The 20,300-nt window shown below is 71.3% G+C and carries 6 protein-coding genes (1 of these 6 running past the window's edge); all 6 read right to left on the bottom strand.

Going from position 1 to position 20,300, the window contains the following annotated elements; translation table 11 throughout:
* Positions 1-46: 46 nt before the first annotated feature.
* A complete protein-coding gene (locus G4D86_RS19495; RefSeq protein WP_163995477.1) occupies positions 47-1,282 on the bottom strand; it encodes an acyltransferase family protein in 1,236 nt (411 codons plus the stop codon).
* A gap of 20 nt (positions 1,283-1,302) precedes the next feature.
* Positions 1,303-2,901 carry an MBL fold metallo-hydrolase gene (locus tag G4D86_RS19490; RefSeq protein WP_163995476.1) on the bottom strand — a complete coding sequence of 533 codons (1,599 nt, stop codon included), beginning with the start codon at positions 2,899-2,901 and terminating at the stop codon, positions 1,303-1,305.
* 77 nt (positions 2,902-2,978) lie between these two features.
* Positions 2,979-4,634: a cyclic peptide export ABC transporter gene (locus tag G4D86_RS19485; RefSeq protein WP_163995475.1), complete on the bottom strand. Its 1,656-nt coding sequence runs from the start codon at positions 4,632-4,634 to the stop codon at positions 2,979-2,981.
* 13 nt (positions 4,635-4,647) lie between these two features.
* Entirely contained in the window at positions 4,648-11,943 is a 7,296-nt protein-coding gene (locus tag G4D86_RS19480; protein WP_163995474.1) for an amino acid adenylation domain-containing protein, read from the bottom strand.
* A complete protein-coding gene (locus tag G4D86_RS19475) occupies positions 11,940-13,355 on the bottom strand; it encodes a cytochrome P450 (protein WP_163995473.1) in 1,416 nt (471 codons plus the stop codon). The genes G4D86_RS19480 and G4D86_RS19475 overlap by 4 nt, the downstream gene beginning before the upstream one ends.
* Positions 13,352-20,300, bottom strand: partial view of a non-ribosomal peptide synthase/polyketide synthase gene (locus G4D86_RS19470; RefSeq protein ID WP_163995472.1) — the 3' portion only. Its footprint extends 13,847 nt past the window's final position; only the last 6,949 of its 20,796 coding nucleotides appear in the window; the start codon falls outside the window, past its right edge — the gene reads right to left on this strand; it ends in the stop codon at positions 13,352-13,354. The genes G4D86_RS19475 and G4D86_RS19470 overlap by 4 nt, the downstream gene beginning before the upstream one ends.

Raw genomic sequence — 20,300 nt, 5'->3', positions numbered from 1 at the left:
TGGTGCCGGCGGGCAGCCCGGGCCGCGCACTCGCGCGGCCTGGGCCCTACTCCGCCGCGCTTGCCGCCAGCAGCGTGCCCGGCACCGGTGCCGGCACGCCAGGCCTGAACAGCTTGCGGGCCGGGCGCTCGACGAACTGGAAGAAGCCCACCGTGGCGACGAGGGTGCCCGCCATGGCGGCGTACGGCCACCAGGCGACCATCTCCCCCCCGCTGCGCTTGTACATCACCAGCAGGATGCACGGCAGCCAGTGGATCATGTACAGCGAGTAGCTCGCGTCCCCCATGAACACCATCCAGCGGTGCTCCAGCAGCCTGCTCACGAAGCTTCGCCGCGAGGCCAGCAGCAGTATCAACAGCCCGCACAAAGGCGTGTAGAGCACGTACCACCGGAACAGCTGCAGCACCCCGCCGGCGAATCGGGACGACGGCAGCGCCAGCAGCAGCGCCGCCAGCATCACCAGGCCCAGGGCCCACGAGTGCGCCTTCGCCTGCGTCAGCACCGCGGTCAGCCGGGGGGACACCCCCTGCCGCTGGTGGTGCAGGAAGAACGCTCCGAGCACGCAGCCCAGGAAGAACTCCCACACCCTCAGCAGCGGCGACATACAGACGATGTGGTAGATGCGGCTCTCCATCTCCTTGCCGGGAGGGCTGAGGAGAAAGATCGCCAGCGCAGTGGCGATCACCGCCACCACCTGGATGGCGAAGAGCACGGCGGCCGTCCGCGCCATGCTCCTCACGTCGTGCAGGCGCGCCAGCACGTACCGCGCGAAGAAGGGCAAGAGGACATAGAAGAACAGCTCGGCCCCCATGCTCCAGGAGGGCCCGTTCCAGATGTGCGAGAGCCGGTGGGGGATGAAGACCTGGACCATCAGCAGGTTGGACAGCCAGGAGCCGGCAACCTGCGCCTGGGTGACCTCCATGCCCAGGTCGCGCGCCATCAGCGCCGGGTACACGTCCAGCAGGTAGAGGGTGATGGGCGTCACCAGCAGCAGGGTGACCAGGTGGACCGGGAAGATGCGCGTCAGGCGCATCCGCATGAAGTCGCGCCACCGCAGCTGGCCGGATGCGAGAGCGTCGCGGTAGTTATAGGTGAGGAGGAAACCGCTCAGCATGAAGAAGCAGTTGAGGGCGGCCGTGCCCTGCGACAGCAGCGTCTTCACCAGGGGCGGGACGGCAAGGACTGGAAGGTAGTGGCACCCCAGGACGACGAGTGACATCACGAAGCGCAGTCCACTGAGCGCCTGAATCGGGGGCGTCTTGTCGTGCGTGGCGGAGGGCATGGCGTTCTTCCTGGCCGTCCTCAGGACCCGAGCAGGAGCTCGGTGGGTCCGTGGAGCCGTTCCGCGGTGAGGCCTCGGGCCCGGGCCTCGGTGAGCAGCCGCTCCGACTCCTTCATGCGCGGAGCCTCGGGAGGACTGGCCGGCCCGATGATGTGCTCCATCCAGGGCTCCAGCCCCATGGCGTAGTTGTAGAGCCGCGTGGAGCCCAACAGCTCGAGGATTCGCAGGCCCTCGCCCGTGTTGCTGCCACGGCAGCGCCGGTTCTTCTCCAGCTTGCGGTCGCGCTTCTTGGGGAAGAGCGCCTCGAGCGTCCAGGTGTGCGGGGCGCCTTCGATTTCGGTGTTCATGAACACCGTCTGGACGGGGCCCAGGTTCTGGCGCATGTGCCGGTAGACGGCGTCATCCACGCACATTGAGTCGGCGGCGAAGAGGAGCTGCTCCTTGCCGGTGCGCACGACGTACGACGACTTGGCGTGGCCGATGTCACCGTGCTCGCCGAGGAAGGGCACGGCGATGAGCTCACCGTCCGGAAGGGGGATGGACTCGTAGGTGTCCAGCTCCAGGACGTTCTGGAACCCCAGCGAGCGGGCCAGCAGCTTGGGGGAGTAGTCACCCACCAGGAAGCCATTGCAGCGCGGCACCACCAGGTGGCCGATGCGGTGGCGCAGCCGCAGCAGCGTGTCGATGGCGAGGTGGTCCGGGTGGCTGTGCGTGATGAGCGCGTAGTCGATGCGCGGCGGCAGCTCGTGGAAGGTGAGCCGCGACATGCCTCCGCCGCTCGGCTTCGCGCTGACGACCGGGTCCACGAGGATGGTGATGCCCTTCCACTCCACCAGGGCGCAGGCGTGCCCCAGGTAGCGCACGCGCGGCCCCGGGCCCTCCCACGGCGTGTACCGCGAGGGCGGCGCCTCGGTGAGCAGCGGCAGCAGCTGCTCGTCAGAGGTGACGGCCTGGCCCAGCACATCGCGCAGGTAGCCGAGCGGCCGGGGCGACAGGTCCGTCTCGAAGAGGCGGCTGACCCGCTCCTCGGAGAAGGGCACCGCCCAGTCAATCTGCCCGGGCTCCATCAGGTAGGGCGTCGTGAAGAGGTGGGGGCGGCTGGAGTCCGACGCCAGCGGGAGCAGGCGCAGCGATTGGAGCTGCGGCTTGTGGTACGGGCTGCGGTACAGCGCGCCCTCCATCACCCGGACGAAGGGCCGGTTGATGTAGTCGTACGAGAGCTCGACCAGCCCGCGCAGCGGCTCGGGCAGCTTCTCGTAGAGCGGCTCGAGTGACTGGCCCTTCGCTTCATCCACCAGCCAGCCCTGGAACTCCTCGAGGGCCTCGGCCAGCCGAGCCCGGTCGGCCTGGGCCTCCTGCATCTGCTGCAGCAGGGCCTTCACCTCGCCCGCTCGCTCAGGGGCGATGCCGACGAAGGTGCCGCCGCTGAGGGCCTGGTCCTTCGCCGCTCGCGCGTGGAAGTCGGGCGTCTGCAGGTAGGCCTTGAGCAGCGGCACCTGGGACTTGTGCACGTGCAGGCTGGCCGGAATGGGGGCCACATTCATCCACCACGCGGTCCAGCTCTGAACGAGTGGTGCGACGCAGGTGTGATCAGCCAATCGATAGGTGGACTCGGACATAGCGGGTATCAGCGGGTGGGGTGGAGCTGCTCTTGGGGTTGTGGGGCTTCAGCTGGACTGTGGGAAATGGGCACGCCTCACGACGCGAGCTGCCGTGCTCCCGCGGGAGCCGGCTCCGTCTCGGACCGCAGCTTGCCGGAGTCGAGGTGCAGCAGCCGGTCCGCGACGTGGAAGTACCGGTCGTCATGGCTGATGACGAGCACCGTCTTGCCAGCGCGTTTCATCTCCGGCAGGAGCTCCTCGTAGAAGACCGTCTTGAAGATGGGGTCCTGGTCCGCGCCCCACTCGTCGAAGACGTAGATGGGGCGGTCCTCCAGCCAGGCGGTGAGCAGCGCCAGCCGCTTGCGCTGGCCCTGGGACAGCTCGGTGGTGGAGAGGGAGCCGTCGTCGCCGAGCTGCACCTTGTGGTTCAGGTGGAGCCGCTCGAGGTACTGCCGGGCCCTGGGGACCAGGCCGGCGGGCGCGAGTCCCAGCAGGGAGTCGAAGAGGTAGTAGTCGGAGAACACCGTCGAGAAGCACTGGCGGTGCTCCTCACGGTTGTCCACCGTGATGGGGACACCATCGAGCCGCACCTCGCCGGACTCCGGCGAGTAGAGCCCGGTGACCAGCTTGGCGAGCGTCGTCTTGCCGCTGCCATTGCCTCCCACCAGGAAGACGAGCTCGCCCTTCTCCAACGTCAGGGAGATGGGCCCCAGGGTGAAGCTGCTGTCCTCGCGCTCCCGGTGGTACGAGTGGGTGACGCCGCGCAGCTCCAGGCGGGTGAAGGAGGCCCTCGGCGCGGGGAGGGCGCGAGCGGACTCCGACAGGCCCTCGACCAGGCCGGAGAGCTGCTCCACCTTGCGCAGTGCCACCTGGCCGCGGCTCAGGAAGGGCACGTTGGTCATGAGCGCATCCAGGGGCTGTTGCAGGTACAGCACGGTGAGGGTGTAGCTCACCAGCAGACCCGCGCCGCCCTGTGGCCCGTACACGGGAAGGACGAAGAGCATCAGCCCGATGAAGGCGAAGAACAGGAACATCCCCCAGCTGCTCGCGGCGGAGAAGAGGCTGAAGCCCAGGACGTTGAGCCGCCGCAGCTCGCTGGTGAGCCCCGTGAGGTTCTTGTCCAGGAAGGCCTCGCGCCGGCCCGGGTGCAGCTTGAGCTCCTTGATGCCGTGGATGATGGCCTCGAAGAGCTTGTACAGCCCGTCCTGCTTGTCCCGGGAGGCGCGGATGAAGCGGAGCGCCCGCGACATGGGCAGCCGGTACGACACGAAGCCCACCGCCATGAAGGCGAGCAGCGCCAGCAGGACCGTCGGCGACAGCCAGGCCAGGTAGAGCAGGCAGCCGACGAGGATGGCGGAGTTGATGAGGATGTGGGGGATGCATAGCAGGCTGTTGCTGATGGTGTTCACGTCATCCGTCAGCACCGCGAGCAGCCGATGTCCTCCGAACTCCTCCAACCGGCGGAGCGGGGTGGAGATGATTTGGTGGGCCAGCTGCATGCGCATCTTCTGGAGCATCTCCTGCTGGAGATTGTTCAGGAAGAGCTGCGAGGCGACCCGGGCGACCAGCGCCACCAGCCCGATGCCGATGAAGCGCAGGGCCGTGGCGCCGGTGGCGGGGACGGAGCGCTCCAGCAGGGAGTTGATGAGGGAGATGAGCCCCGCGCTGGCGGCGCCGGAGAGCACGCCGCAGAGGACCGGCAGCACGAGGCTGCGCTTCGAAACACGCAAGAAGAACTGGATGAGTGTCATGGGTTCCCCTTGCTCAGGCCGCACTGGACGCGGAGGAGGGATTCCCCTCTCGCGCTCGCTCCAACAAATCCCGCAGCCGCTCCGCCACCTGCTCCACATGGGGTGGGGCGATGAGGCTGAAGTGGTCTCCGGGCACCTCGTGCACTTCCACTCCCGAGGCCAGGGCGCCCCAGCCCAGGTCCTCCTCCAGGCCCTCCCGCGGCCCCTCCGCCGCGCGCAGCAGGACGAGCGGGCCCGGGTAGTGCCCGGGCAGGTACGCGTGTGAGGCGCGCAGGTTGAGGGAGAAGACCCGCCACAGCGCGCGCAGCTCGGCGAGCGCTCGAGGTGGCAGGCTCGCCCCCGCTCCCGGCGTGTCTTCCAGGAGCGCCTTCAGCTCCTCCGCGTCCATCTGCCCCAGCAGCCCGGCGGCCTCGGGGTTCAGCCCGGACAGGCGCGACAGGTGATCGGCGAACAGGAACACCTCCCTGGCGCGGGTCTCCGCATCCTCCAGCCGCGGCCCGTCCTCGCGGCTCCGGGCGTCGATGATGGCCAGCAGCGCCACCGTCTCTCCGCGCTGCTGGAGCTGGCGGGCCATCTCGTAGGCGACGCGTCCGCCCATGGACCAGCCGCCCAGCAGGTACGGCCCGTGCGGCTGCACCTCCTGGATGGCGTCCACGTAGCGCGTGGCCATCGCCTCCAGCGTGTCGTGCGACTCCTGCCCCGTGGGAGCCTGCAGGCCGTAGAAGGGCTGCTCCGGGTGCATCCGCCGCGACAGCTCCAGGTAGGCCAGTACGCCGCCGCCCACCGGGTGCACGCAGAAGAAGGGTGTCCGCGAGCCCCCGCGCCGCAGCGGCACCAGGGCCGACTGCGACGGTGCGCCCGCGTCGATGCGTGCCGCCAGCCCTTCCAGGGTGGGCGCCTCGAAGAGGTCGATGACGGCCAGCTCCACGCCGAAGGTTCCGTGAACGCGCGCCACCACCTGCGTGGCCATCAGCGAGTGGCCGCCCAGGTCGAAGAAGTCATCCCGAGCGCCCACGCGTTGCAGCTTGAGCAGCTCCTCCCAGATGGCGGCCAGCCGCAGCTCGGTGGCGGTGCGCGGCGCCACGTGGTCCGCGCCCTCCCGGGCCCGTACGGGAGCCGGCAGCGCCTTGCGGTCCACCTTGCCGTTGGAGGTGAGCGGCAGCGCCTTCAGCACCACGAAGATGGAGGGCACCATGTACTCCGGCAGCCGCTTCTCCATGAAGCGGGCCAGCACCGGCTCCTCCAGCGCCTGCCCCTCGCGGGCCACGGCGTACGCCACCAGCCGCTTGTCGCCCGGCTGCTCCTCGCGCGCCACCACCACGCACTCGCGCACCGAGGGGTGGGCTCCCAGCGCCGCCTCCACCTCGCCCAGCTCCACGCGGTACCCGCGAATCTTCAGCTGGTGGTCCACCCGGCCCAGGAACTCGATGCGCCCATCCGCGAGCCAGCGCACCTTGTCTCCCGAGCGGTACAGCCTCGCGCCCGGCTCTGGACTGAAGGCATCCGGAACGAAGCGCTCCGCCGTCAGGTCCGCCCGGCCCAGGTAGCCGCGGGCCACGCTGGCGCCGCCAATGGAGAGCTCGCCCGGCACGCCCACCGGTACCGGCTGCCCGTTCCCGTCGAGCACGTACACCCGCACGTTGTCCAGCGGCCGGCCCAGCGGCACCGACTGTGCGCCGGGCGCGCGCACCCCGCGCTCCACCCGGCCGCACAGCACGCCCACCGTCGTCTCCGTGGGGCCGTAGTGGTTGAACACCTCGCACGTGGGCGACAGCGCGTGCACCTGCTCCACCAGCGCCCAGTCCGACACGTCTCCGCCCAGCACCAGCCGCTGGCGCGGCAGCAGCTTCTCCGCTCCCGGGGCCGACAGCAGCGCGCCCAGGTGCGTGGGGACGATCTTCAGGCCGCCCACCGCGTGCCGCGCGCCGTAGTCCCGCATCCGCCCCGGGTCCGCCGCCGTATCCTTGTCCACCAGGTGCAGCGCGCCTCCCGAGCTCAGCGTGGGGAAGATGGCGGTGTGCCCCAGGTCCGCCGCCAGCGTGGACACCGAGGCGAAGCTCATTCCCGGCGCCAGCTCCAGCCGGCGGGTGACACCCTCCACGTAGCTGGCCAGATGCCGATGCTCGATGCACACGCCCTTGGGCTGCCCCGTGCTGCCCGAGGTGTAGAGCACGTAGGCGAGGTGGCCCGGCTCCACGCGGATGGCCGGCGCCTCCTCCGGCTGCGCCTCCAGCATTCCGTCCCCCGCGTCCAGGCTGACGAGGAACCCGCCCTGCGCGGGCAGGTCGTCCATCAGCGACTCCTGGGTCACGATGAGCTGCGCCTTCGCGTCGCTCAGCACGTGCCGCATCCGCTCCTGGGCATGCGTCTGGGACGGGTCCAACGCCACGTAGGCGCCGCCCGCCTTGAGGATGCCCAGCAGGCCCACCAGCGCCTGCACCGAGCGCTCGACGAACAGGCCCACCCGCGTCTCGGGCATCACCCCCAGGGCCAGCAGGTAGTGCGCGAGCTGGTTGGCCTTGCGGTCCAGCTCTCCGTAGGTGAGCTGCCCGTCCGCGGCCACCACCGCCACCGCGTCCGGCGCGCGCGCCGCCTGCTCCGCGAACCGCTCGTGGAAGCAGCGCGACGGGAGGGGCGCCGCCGTCTCGTTCCACTCCACCAGCAGCCGGTGGCGCTCCGCCTCCGACAGCAGCGGCAGCGTGGAGAGCCGCTGCTCACCGCCCATGGCCACCACCGCCTCCAGCACCCGCTGGAAGTGCAGCGCCATGCGCTCCATCGTCGGAGCGTCGAAGAGGTCCATGCTGTACATCCACGCGCAGTACAGTCCCTCGGGGGAGGGGCTCACCAGCACCGTCAGGTCCAGCTTCGCGGTGGCCGGGTCCACCGCGTCCGACTCCAGCCGCAGCCCGGGCAGCTCGACCACGGAGCGGGTCGTGTTCTGCAGCACCAGCTTCACCTGGAAGAGCGGCGCGTGCGCCATGCTGCGCTCGGGGTTGATCGCCCGCACCAGGTCCTCGAAGGGCAGGTCCTGCTGCGCGTAGGCGTCCAGCGACACCTGCCGCGTCTGCGCCAGGAGCTGGCGGAAGGTGGGGTTGCCCTCCAGGCGCAGGCGCAGGACGAGCTGGTTGACGAAGAAGCCGATGAGGGACTCCGTCTCCGCGTGGTCCCGGTTGGCCACGTCCGTGCCCACCACGATGTCCGTCTGCCCGCTGTAGCGGTGCAGCAGCGCCTGGAAGGCGGCCATCAGCGTCATGAAGAGCGTGGCGCCCTCGCGCTGGGAGAGCGACTCCAGCGCCTGGGCCAGGGGCGCGGGCAGCAGCGACAGGTGGGTGGCGCCGCGGTAGGTGCGCACGGCCGGCCGGGGCCTGTCCGTGGGCAGCTCCAGCACGGAAGGGGCGTCCTCGAGCTGCTTGCGCCACCACTCCAGCCGCGCCTCCAGCACCTCGCCGCGCAGCCACTGGCGCTGCCAGATGGCGTAGTCCGCGTACTGCAGGCCGAGCTCCGGCAGCGGCGAGGGCCGCTCCTGGCGGAAGGCCTCGTAGAGGGCCGCCATCTCCCGCACCAGCACGCCCATGGACCAGCCATCCGAGATGATGTGGTGCATGGTGAGCAGCAACGCGTGCCGCTGCTCCTCGAGCCGCAGCACGGTGGCGCGCAAGAGCGGGCCGGTGGACAGGTTGAAGGGCCGCCGCGCCTCCTGGGTGGCCAGGCGCAGCGCCTCGGCCTCGCGCTCCGGCGCGGGCACGTCGCACAGGTCCACCACCGCCAGCGGCATCGAGGGGGCGGGGGAGATGACCTGGACGGGCTCGCCCTGCTCGGCGTGGAAGGTGGTGCGCAGCGATTCGTGGCGGCGCAGCAGCTCGTCGAAGGCGCGCTGCAGCGCCCCGACGTCGAGCGCTCCCTCCAGGCGCAGTCCCGCGGGGATGTTGTAGTAGGCGGTGCCGGGCTCGAGCTGGTCCAGGAACCACAGGCGCTGCTGGGCGAAGGAGAGGGGAATCGAGCCCGTCCGCTCCGCGCGCCGCGGGGCCGGGACGCGAGTGGAGGAGGCGGCGTTGCCGAGCGCGGCCTCGACCCGGGCGGCGAGCGCCTCCAGGGTGGGGGCCTCGAAGAGCGTGCGCAGGGGCAGCTCCACGCCGAAGGTGGCGCGCAGGCGCGAGGCCACCTGGGTGGCCAGCAGCGAGTGGCCGCCCAGCTCGAAGAAGTTGTCGTGCACGCCCACGCGCTCGAGCTCCAGCAGCTCCGTCCACATGGCGGCCAGGGTCGTCTCCAGGGGCGTGCGCGGGGCCACCTGGCTCGCGCTCGCGGGCTGGTGCTCCGAGCCGGGCTCCGGCAGGGCGTCGCGGTCCACCTTGCCGCTGGAGGTGAGGGGCAGGGCCTCCAGGGGCACGAAGGCCGAGGGCACCATGTACTCGGGCAGCTTCCCCTTGAGCCAGGTGCGCAGCGCGGTGGCGTCGGCCGTCTGGCCCTCGCGCACCACTCCATAGGCGACGAGCCGCTTGTTGCCGGACGCGCCCTCGCGCGCGACAACCACGGCCTCGCGCACGGCCGGGTGTCCCAGCAGCACGGCCTCCACTTCACCCGGTTCGATGCGGTAGCCACGCACCTTCACCTGGAAGTCGGCGCGGCCCAGGTACTCGATCTGGCCGTCGGCGAGCCAGCGCACCTTGTCACCGGTGCGGTAGAGGCGGGCTCCCGGCGCGCCGTCGGCATCCGGCACGAAGCGCTCGGCGGTGAGCTCGGGGCGGCCCAGGTAGCCGCGGGCCACACCCACGCCGCCGACGCACAGCTCGCCCGCCACACCCACCGGCACCGGCCGCAGGTGCGTGTCCAGCACGGCCACCCGCACGTTGTGGAAGGGACGGCCGATGGTGATGCGCCGCGCGTCCACCGCGTCCGTCAGCGTGGCGCAGATGGTGGTCTCCGTGGGGCCATAGGCATTGATGAAGCGCCGGCCCGGCTGCCAGCGCGCCACCAGCTCCGGCGTGCAGGCCTCACCCGCGGACACCACCGTCTTCAGCGTCTCCAACCCCTCGGGCTCCAGCTGGGCCAGCACCGACGGCGTGAGGGTGGCGGCGGTGATGGCCTGCTCGCGCAGCACCTTCAGCAGCGGCGTGCCCGGCATCAGCTCCTCGCGGGGGGCGAGGCACAGCTCCGCTCCGGCGAGCAGGGGCGGGAAGATTTCCCACACCGAGGCGTCGAAGGCCGCGGAGAAGAACTGCAGCACACGGCTGCCGGGGCCAAGGCCCATGGCGTCAATCGTCTGCAGCGCCGTGTTGGCCAGTCCGCGGTGGTGCAGCAGGGTGCCCTTGGGACGGCCGGTGCTGCCCGAGGTGTAGATGATGTAGGCGAGCTGGCCCTCGTCGCCCCAGGCCTCCAGGTCCTCGGTGGACTCGCGCTCCACGCGCTCCGCCTGCTCGTCCAGGAGGATGACGGCACCGCGCCGCTCCAGCAGCAGCTCGCGCTCCGAGTCGGTGAGCGTCACCGGTGCGAAGGCGTCCGAGGTGATGAGCTCCAGGCGCTCGGGAGGAAGGCCGGGGTCCAGGGGCAGCCAGGCGCCGCCGGCCTTGAGGGTGGCGAGCATGGCCACGATGAGCCCGGTCGAGCGCTCCAGGCAGATGGCGACGAGCACCTCGGGACCGACGCCGAGCCGGCGCAGGTGCCGGGCGAGCTGGTTGGCGCGGGCGTTGAGCTCGGCATACGTGAGCGTCTCACCGCCGAAGCGCAGGGCCACGGCGTCGGGGGTGCGGCGCACCTGGGCTTCGAAGAGGCGGTGGACGAGCGCGGGCTCGGGCAGCTCCCGCGGGGCCGGGCTCCCTTGCGCGAGCAGCCGCTGGCGCTCGGTCGGGGCGAGCAGCGGCAGCTCGGACAGGCGGGCCTCGGGGCGGGCGCAGATGCCTTCCAGCAGCACGCGCAGGTTGCCCACCAGCCGCGACGCGGTGCTCTCGTCGAACAGGTCGGTGTTGTACTCGAGGCTGCCGATCAGCGCCTCCGGGCTCTGCACCATGGACAGGGCCAGGTCGAACTTCGCCACGTGGCTCTCGGCCGCCAGCGGGCGCAGCGTCAGGCCCTGGGCCCCCATGGACTGGGGCTGGGGTTGGTCCAGCACGAACCACACCTGGAAGAGCGGGCTGTGGCTGAGGTCCCGCTCCGGGTGGAGCTCCTCCACCAGCTTCTCGAAGGGCAGGTCCTGGTGCGTCTGGGCTTCCAGGATGGTGGTGCGCACCCGGGCCAGCAGCTCGCGGAAGGTGAGCTGGGCGGAGAGGCGCGCGCGCAGCACCAGGGTGTTGACGAAGAAGCCGATGAGGCCCTCCGCCTCGACGAAGCGGCGGCCGGCGATGGGCGAGCCGACGGCCAGGTCATCCTGGCCGGAGGTGCGGTGCAGCACCACCTGCCAGGCGGCCAGCAGGAGCATGTACGGGGTGACGCCCTCGCGCTGGCAGAGCGCCTGGACCGACTCGGACAGCTCCCGGGGCAGCTCGAAGGAGACGCTGGCGCCGCGGAACGCCCGCATCGGCGGACGGGGGCGGTCAACGGGCAGCTCCAGCAGGCCCGGCATTCCCTCCAGCTGCTGCTTCCACCAGGACAGCTGCCGCGCCAGCTCATCGCCCTGCAACCACTGGCGCTGCCAGAGGGTGTAGTCCGCGTACTGCACGGGCAGCGCGGGCAGGGGAGAGGGCTTGCCCTGGGAGAAGGCGGCGTAGAGGGCGGCCATCTCCTGCACCAGCACGTTCATGGACCAGCCATCGGAGATGATGTGGTGCATGACGAGCACCAGCACGTGCTCGGTGGCGGACAGCCGCAGCAGCGTGGTGCGCAGCAGCGGGCCCTGGGAGAGCTCGAAGGGCCGGAGCACCTCCTCCTTGAAGAGCCGGAGGGCTTCGGCCTCGCGCTCCGCGGCGGGCAGCGCGCTCAGGTCCACGCGCGTCAGGGTGACGGGGGTGGGGGCCGAGACAGTCTGGGTGGGCGTCTCCTGGTGGGCCTGGAAGGTGGTGCGCAGGGATTCGTGGCGGCGCACCAGCTCGGTGAAGGCGCGCTCCAGCGCGCCGGTGTCCAGCGGGCCCTCCAGGCGCAGGGCCGAGGGCAGGTTGTAGAGCGCAGTCCCCGGCTCGAGCTGCTCGAGGAACCATAGGCGCTGCTGCGCGAAGGACAGCGGCAGGGGGCCGTCGCCGCGGGGCTGGGGCGAGAGGGACGGGAGCGCGGACGCGGACTGGGGTGAGCTCTGCTGCCTGGCGCGGAGCTGCTTGAGGAGCAGGTTGCGCTTCTCGGGGGGGAGACTGGCCAGACGCTTGAGGATGTCGCTGTCGCTCATGACGAGACGGCCTTCGGGGACGGAGAGGAGTCACGCGCCACGGAGGGCGCTGGATGGAGGGTGGCCTTGAGGCCGAAACGGGGACGGTAGGTGTTGCTGGCCACGGGCGTGACGGGGTGGCCGGGGACGAGTCGGGCCTGGAAGCGCGGCAGCAGCGTGGCGAGCACCGCCACGATGAGCGTCAGCGTGTAGCCATTGCCGACGCACATCCGCTGGCCGCCGCCGAACGGCATCCAGGCATGGCGGTGTCGCTGCTCCTTCTGCTCGGGGAGGAAGCGCTCGGGGTCGAACCGCTCGGGGTCCTTCCAGAACGAGGCGTGGCGGTGCAGCAGCCACGTGGGTATCAGCACCAGGCTGCCGGCGCGGACGGTGAAGCCGGCAATCTCGTCGTCCTCCTGCGCGCGGCGCATGAGCTGCCAGGCGGGCGGGTAGAGGCGCAACGTCTCCTCCACCACCGCGCGCGTGTAGCGCAGGGCCTGGAGTTGCTCGCCGTTGGCCGAGGGACTTCCCCCCAGCACCGAGGCCAGCTCCTCACGCACGCGCTGCTCCACCTCCGGGTGGCTCATCAGCGTGTACCAGGTCCAGGTGAGCGCCACCGACGTGGCCTCGTGGCCGCCGACGAGCAGGGACACCAGCTCGTCGCGGACCTCGGTGTCCGTCATGGGCTCGCCCTGCGTGTCCCGGGCCTCGATCAGCATGCCCAGGATGTCGTCCCCGGCGGATGGGGCCTTGCGGCGCTCGGCGATGAGGCCATGGAGCGAGGCGTTGAGTGCATCCGTGGCGGCGTCGAACTGCTGGCGCCGCGAGCGGGGATACCCCAGCCGCCGCAGCGCGAGCTTCCAGAGCGAGTCGCGGGCCTTGGCATGCGACTTGTGGGAAAGGAACGCCACGCTCGCCTGGAGCCCCGCATCGCGCTCGTACACACCGCGCGAGAACAGCGAGGCGCCGAGCAGGGTGGGCACCAACAGGCGCATCTGCTCCAGCAGCTCCACGGGCTCGCCGGTCCGGGCGGGCTGTTCCCAGCGCTCGGCCAGTGCCTCGGTGCCGCGCACCATGTCCTCCACCATGCGGGCCAGCCGCGAGCGATGGAAGGCGGGCTGCACCATGCGGCGCTGGCGGAGCCAGACGGCGCCGCTGCTCTGGAAGATGCCATTGCCCATCAGCCGGCTGGGCCGCTTCTCCGGCGCGGGGTAGTTGCGCGCGTTGTCCGCGAGCACGCGCTGCACATGGTCCGGGTGGGCCAGCATGTAGAGCGGGCCCTGCTGCGTGTTGAAGTAGGCGATGTCCCCGTACTTCTGCTGGGTGCGGACGAGCGCGCCGAGGGGGTCCTTCACCTGCTCGTTGAGGCGCAGCAGCCAGTGGCCATGGTGGCCGGGCGGCAGCACGGCTTTCTTCGGAGCATTCATCGTCATTCCTGTGACTCCGCCTTGCCGGTGTCGGACGGCTCCGAGGCCAGGAGCTGTTGGACCTCGTCGCCGTCCATCTTCTCGAGCTCGGCCATCATCGTGGCCAGCTCGTCGCCCGGGACCTGGGCCATGGCCTCGAGCAGACGCAGGGAGAGCTTCTCCACGGTGGGCGCCGCGAAGAAGTCCTTGAGGGGCAGCTCCACCTGGAAGGCCTGCCGCACGCGCGAGACGAGCCGCGTGGCCAGCAGCGAGTGGCCGCCCAGCGACAGGAAGTCGTCGTGGACGCCCACGCGCTCCACCCCGAGCACCTCGCTCCAGAGTCGGGCGACCTCCTGCTCCATCTCGTCGCGCGGGGCGACGTACGTGGCCGCCTGCGAGCGCGAGCCCTCCGGAGCGGGGAGGGCCTTCCTGTCCACCTTGGCGTTGGCCGTGAGCGGGAGGGCCTCCAGCTCCACAATCGCCGAGGGCACCATGTACTCGGGCAGGTGCCCCTGCAGGAAGGCGCGCAGCGCGGCGATGTCGAGCCGCTGGCCGGGAGCCGGCACGGCGTAGACCACCAGGCGCTTGTCGCCGGGCGCGTCCTCGCGCACCACCGCCACGGCCTCGCGCACCGAGGCGTGGCGCAGCAGCGTCGCTTCCACCTCGGCCAGCTCGATGCGGTAGCCGCGCACCTTCACCTGGTTGTCCAGGCGGCCGAGGAACTCCAGCACCCCGTCCGGCCTCCAGCGCGCCAGGTCTCCAGTGCGGTAGAGGCGGGCGCCGGGCTCGCTGGAGAAGGTATCGGGGACGAAGCGCTCGGCCGTGAGGTCCGGACGCGACAGGTAGCCGCGCGCCAGGCCCTCGCCGCCGATGTACAGCTCCCCGGGCACGCCCACGGGCACTGGCTGGAAGGCGGCGTCCAGCAGATACACCTGTGTGTTGGCGATGGGCGAGCCGATGGGCACGGCGCTCCCCACCTGCTCGGACCGCGTCATCCGGAAGCAGGAGGTGAAGAGCGTGCTCTCGGTGGGGCCGTAGCAGGCGGTGATGGGGATGCGCAGCTCCTCCAGCACCCGGCGCACGTGCGGCGCGGAGACCACGTCGCCGCCGGTGAGCAACTGGCGCACGCCCTTCAGGCCCTCCAGCTTCAGGTCCACCATCTGCGAGAAGAGGCCCGCGGTGAGGTGGAGCGTCGTCACCTGGTGCCGCGTGAGCACCTGGGTGAGCAGCTCCAGGTCGCTGGGGGACTGGGGCGGGAAGACGACGAGGCGTCCGCCGAAGAGCAGCGGACCCCACACCTCGAGCGTGGAGGCGTCGAAGGAGATGGGGGCGATGAGGAGGAACGTCTCCTCGGGGCCCAGGTGGGCGTAGTGGCTGCCGTGGAACAGCCGCATGACGGAGCGGTGCTCGATGGCGACGCCCTTGGGCCGGCCGGTGCTGCCCGAGGTGAAGTCCACGTAGGCCAGGTTGCGCGAGCCGACGCCCGAGTCCGGTGCCGTGGTGGGCTGGCCCTCCAGCGCCAGCTCCTCCACCATCATGCAGGGGAGCTGCGCGGAGACGGGGAGCTGGGTGCTCAGCGCGCGCGAGGTGAGCAGCAGCCGGGGGGGCGCATCCTCCAGCATGAAGGCCAGGCGCTCCGCCGGGTAGGAGGCGTCCAGCGGCAGGTAGGCCCCGCCCGCCTTGAGGATGGCGAGGAGCGAGACGATGAGCTCCACGGAGCGCTCCAGGCAGAGCGCGACGAGGTCATCCGGCCCGACGCCGTGCGCGCGCAGCAGGTGCGCGAGCTGGTTGGCGCGGGCGTCCAGCTCCCGGTAGGTGAGGCGCTGCTCACCGAACTCCAGGGCGATGGCCTCGGGGCGCAGGGCCACCTGCTGCTCGAAGAGGTGGTGGATGCAGGACTCGCCCGGGAAGTCGGTGCGCGTCTGGTTCCACTCCACCACCACCTGGCGGCGCTCGGCCTCGGAGTGCAGCGTGACGTCTTCCAGGCACCGGGTGCCGGAAGCCGCCAGTCCCTCGAGCGCCCTGCGCCAGTGGCCCAGCACCCGCTCCATGCCGCCGCGCTCGAAGCGGGGCGAATCGTAGACGGCGCGCAGGCGCAGCGCCTCGCCCGGGAGCACGGACAGCGTGAGCGGGTAGTTGGTGGCCTCGAAGCCCTGCACGTCCTCCACCTTCAGCGAGGGGGACGACAGCACGGAGGTGTCGAGCGGGTAGTTCTCGAAGACGACGAGCGACTCGAAGAGCGGCGTGCCGCGGGGCAGGGTGCTGGCGGACTGGATGTGGACGAGCGGGGTGTGCTCGTACTGGCGCTGCTCGAGCTGGGTGGCCTGCAGCGCCTGGAGCCAGGGCAGCAGGGGCGAGGTGGCGGAAGGAATCCGCACGCGGGTGGGCAGCGAGTTGATGAAGAGGCCCACCATGGACTCGGCGCCGGGAAGCTCCGCGGGCCTGCCGGCGACGGTGTTGCCGAAGAGCACGTCCTGCTCGCCGCTGTAGCGTGAGAGGACGAGGGCCCAGGCGGCCAGCGCGAGCGTGTGCGAGGTGAGCTGGTGCTGGCGGGCGAAGGCCTGGAGCGCCGCGGTGGCCTCGCGGGACAGCTCCAGCTCCAGCGTGTGCGGGGTGGGGGACACTCCCGCGAGCGGCGCGGCGCGCGTGTCGGCGGGCAGCGGCGTGGGCGCGGAGAAGCCCTCCAGGTACGAGCGCCACCAGGCGGTGTCCGCCTGGGTGTCGCGCCGCTGCAGCCAGGCGATGTAGTCGCGGAAGGGAGGCGGGGACACGGGCGGCGGCGAGCCGCCGGCGCGCAGCGTGTCGTAGAGGGAGAACACCTCGCCGATGAGCACGCCGAGGCTCCAGCCGTCCACCAGCAGGTGGTGGTGGCTCCAGAGGAAGCGCCAGGTGTCCCCGGTCAGCCGCGCCGCCGTCAGGCGCGTGAGCGGGGCGCGGTTCAGGTCGAAGCCGCGCTGCTTCTCCTCGCCCAGCAGTTGCTCGAAGCGGGCCTGCTGCGCGGACGCCGTCAGCTCGCGCCAGTCCAGCATCTCGAAGGGCAGCGCCGCGTGCGCGTGCACCACCTGGAGCGGCGTCTCCAGCGCTTCCCAGTGGAAGGAGGAGCGGAGGATGGGGTGGCGCCCGAGGCACGTCTCCCACGCCTGGAGGAAGGCCTTCAGGTCCAGGCCGCCGCGCACCGTCCACGAGAGCTGCTCGAAGTACGCGCCCGACTCGGGAGCCAGCAGTGCGTGGAAGAGCATGCCCTGCTGCATGGGGGAGAGCGGGTAGATGTCCTGGACGTCCGGCCCGGTCCGCTGCAGCAGCGCGTCGAGCGCCGGCTGGGTGAGCGGGGCCAGGGGGAAGTCGCTCGGGGTGAAGCGGCGGGCGTCCTCGGAGTGGCGCGCGGAGATGAGCGTGCGCAGGTGGTGGAGGAAGCGCCGCGCGAGCCGGTCGATGGTGGCGGCCGAGTGCAGGTGGGTGCTGTAGCCGAAGGACACCCGCAGGCACCCGCCGAGGACGGAGCCATTCACCTCCAGCGGGTGGAAGCGCGTGCCGGAGGGGGCGGTGAGGGGGCCAATGGGCTCGTCCGCCAGCGAGAAGAAGCGGCTCGAGGCCACGGTGGCATCGAGCTGCCCCAGGTAGTTGAAGGCCACCTGCGCGGCGGGGAGCGCTTGCAGTCGTCGGGCCGTCTCGTCGGGCCCCATCCATCGCAGCAGACCGGCGCCGAGGCCGTGGTGGGGCAGGCGGCGCAGCGAGTCACGCACGGCGCGCAGGCCGTCTCCCGTGGAGCTCCCGGAGGGCACCGGCAGCAGCACCGGCGTCAGGCTGGTGAACCAGCCGACGGTGCGGCTGAGGTCCACGTCCGGGAAGAGCTCCTCGCGGCCGTGGCCCTCCAGGTCGACGAGGACGTGGGACTGTCCGGTCCACTCGGTCAGGGACTGGGCGAGCGCCGTCAGCAGCACCTCGGTGATGTGCGCGCGCCAGGCGGAGGGGACCTCCTGCAGCAGCAGCTTCGTCTCCTCGGTCTCCAGGGAGACGGAGACGGAGTGCTCGGAGGCGCGGGTATTGGGGCCGGTGGCGTCGGTGGGCAGGGGCGCCACGTGCTGGCGGGCCTCGTCCAGCCAGAGAGGCGCCTCGGCCTCCAGGGCCGGCGAGCGGGCATGGGACTCCAGGCGGCGGGCCCAGGCCTGGAAGGAGGTGCTCCGGGCCGGGAGCGTCACCCGCTGGCCCTGCTCCAGCTGGAGGTAGGTGGACTCCAGGTCCTCCAGCAGCACGCGCCAGGAGACGGCGTCCACCGACAGGTGATGGACGGCGAGCAGCAGGCGCTGCTGTCCCTCTCCGAGGTGGAAGAGGGCGGCGCGCAGCAGGGGCGGCTCCGACAGGACGAAGCTGGCCTGGAGGCGGGTGGCCTCGGCCTCGAGCGCCGCGGCGCGCTGGTCGGCGGGGAGCGAGGAGAGGTCCACCTGGAGGAGCTGGAAGGAGAGCTCCTCCGGCCCCATGTTGTCCTGCCGCCACTCGCCGTCCACCTGACGCAGGCGCAGGCGCAGGGCGTCGTGGTGGCCGAGCAGGTGGCGCAGCGTGTCCTCCAACCGCGAGGCCTCCAGCGGCGAGCGGGTGGCCAGCAGCACGGACTGGTTGAAGTGGTGGGCGTGCTCCGCGTCGTGGTCCAGCAGGTAGCGCTGGATGGGGGTGAGGGGCACCGGGCCGGTGATGGGGCCCTGCTCCGCGGTGGACGCGGAGGCGGTCTTCACCACCTGCGCCAGCTGGGCCACCGTCTGGTGCTGGAAGAGGTCCCTCGGGGCGAGCACGAGGCCGGCCTGACGGGCGCGGGCCACCACCTGGAGGCTGATGATGGAGTCGCCTCCGAGGGTGAAGAAGTTGTCGTGCACGCCCACCTTCGGGATGCCGAGCACCTGCGCCCAGATGTCGGCCAGGCGCTGCTCGATGTCGTCGCGAGGGGCGACGTGGGTGGACTGCCCCTCGCCGGCCGTGGCTTCCGGCGCGGGCAGGGCCTTCCTGTCCACCTTGCCGCTGGAGTTGAGGGGCAGGGCCTCCAGCGAGACGATGGCGGCCGGCACCATGTACTCGGGCAACTTGCCCGCCAGGGCGGAGCGCAGGGCGGAGGTGTCGGCCTCCTGGCCCTCGCGCGCCACCACGTAGGCCACCAGTCGCTTGCGGCCGGGCACGTCCTCGCGCACCACCACCACGGCCTCGCGCACCAGGGGGTGCTGGAGCAGCACGGACTCCACCTCACCCGGCTCGATGCGGAAGCCGCGCAGCTTCACCTGGAAGTCGACGCGGCCCAGGTACTCGAGCTCGCCTTGGACCAGCCAGCGCACCTTGTCACCCGTGCGGTAGAGGCGGGCCCCCGGCTCGGCGGAGAATGGATTCGGCACGAAGCGCTCGGCGGTGAGCTCGGGGCGGCCGTGGTAGCCACGGGCCAGGCCCACGCCGCCGATGTAGAGCTCGCCGGGCACGCCCACGGGGACGGGCCTGAGGCCCGCGTCCAGCACGTACGTCTTCACGTTGTGGAAGGGGCGGCCCAGGGTGACGTGCCGGGGGTCCACGTCCGTGTTGACGGCGGCGCACACGGTGGTCTCCGTGGGGCCATAGGCGTTGACGAAGCGCCGCCCCGGCTTCCAGCGCGCGACGAGCTCGGGCGTGCACGCCTCTCCGGCGGAGACGAGCGTCTGGACGCCTCGCAGGCTCTCGGGCTCCAGCTGCGCCAGCACCGACGGGGTGAGCTTCATCGTGGTGATGGACTGCTCCTGCACCACCTTGAGCAGCGGGGCCCCGGGCATCAGCTCCTCGCGCGAGGCCATGACGAGGCACGCCCCGGACAGCAGCGCGGGGAAGACCTCCGACACCGAGGCATCGAAGCTGATGGAGAAGAACTGGAGCAGCCGACGGCCCGGCCCCAGGTCCATGAAGTCCAGGGTCTGCAGGGCGGTGTTGGTCAGGCCCCGCTGCTGCAGCAGCGTGCCCTTGGGACGGCCGGTGCTGCCCGAGGTGTAGATGACGTAGGCGAGGTTGTCCGCGGTGAGCGTGGTGTCCAGGTCCTCCTCGGACTCACGCTCCACGCGCTCCCAGTGCTCGTCCATGAGGAAGACGAAGCCACGCCGGTCGAGCAGGTGCTCCAGCGACGAGTGCGTGAGGAGCACCGGGGCCAGCGCATCCGAGGTGATGTACGCGAGGCGCTCCTCGGGCAGGGTGGGGTCCAACGCCAGCCAGGCGCCGCCGGCCTTGACGGTGGCGAGCATGGCCACGATGAGCTCGGGCGAGCGCTCCAGGCACAGGGCCACGAGCAGCTCGGGGCCCACGCCCAGCCGGCGCAGGTGGCGCGCGAGCTGGTTGGCGCGGGCGTTGAGCTCGCCGTAGCTGAGCGTCTCGGCACCGAAGCTCACCGCGGGGGCGTTGGGATTGCGGCGGACCTGCTCCTCGAAGAGGCGGTGGACGAGCGCGGGCTCGGGCAGCTCGCGCCGGGCCTGGTTCCACTCGACGAGCACCTGCTGGCGCTCGCTCTCGGTCTGCAGGGGCAGCTCGGACACGCGGGTGTCCAGCGAGGCCACCACGCCCTCCAGCAGCATCCTCAGGTGCCCGGTCATGCGCACCAGGGTGCTCTCGTCGAAGAGGTCGGTGTTGTAGTCGAAGGTGCCGGCAATCCCCTCGGGGTAGTCCGTGAGGAAGAGCGCCAGGTCGAACTTGGCCACGGTGCTGGCGCCGTCCAGCACGTGCATCCTCAGGTCCCCGGTGCGGAAGTCCGCCAGCCGGGGCTCGCCCAGCATGAACCACACCTGGAAGAGGGGGGTGTGGCTGAGGTTGCGCTCGGGCTGGAACTGCTCCACCAGCTTCTCGAATGGGATGTCCTGGTGGGCGTAGGCTCCCAGCGTCGTCTCACGGACCTGGCGCAGCAGCTCGCGGAAGGAGGGGTTGCCCTCCATGCGGGTGCGCAGGACGAGCGAGTTGACGAAGAAGCCGGCGAGTCCCTCGAGC

The sequence above is a fragment of the Pyxidicoccus caerfyrddinensis genome (genome assembly GCF_010894405.1).
Classification (GTDB): domain Bacteria; phylum Myxococcota; class Myxococcia; order Myxococcales; family Myxococcaceae; genus Myxococcus; species Myxococcus caerfyrddinensis.
Note: the sequence above shows the minus strand (reverse complement) of the source record. Positions and strands in the feature narration are given on the sequence as shown.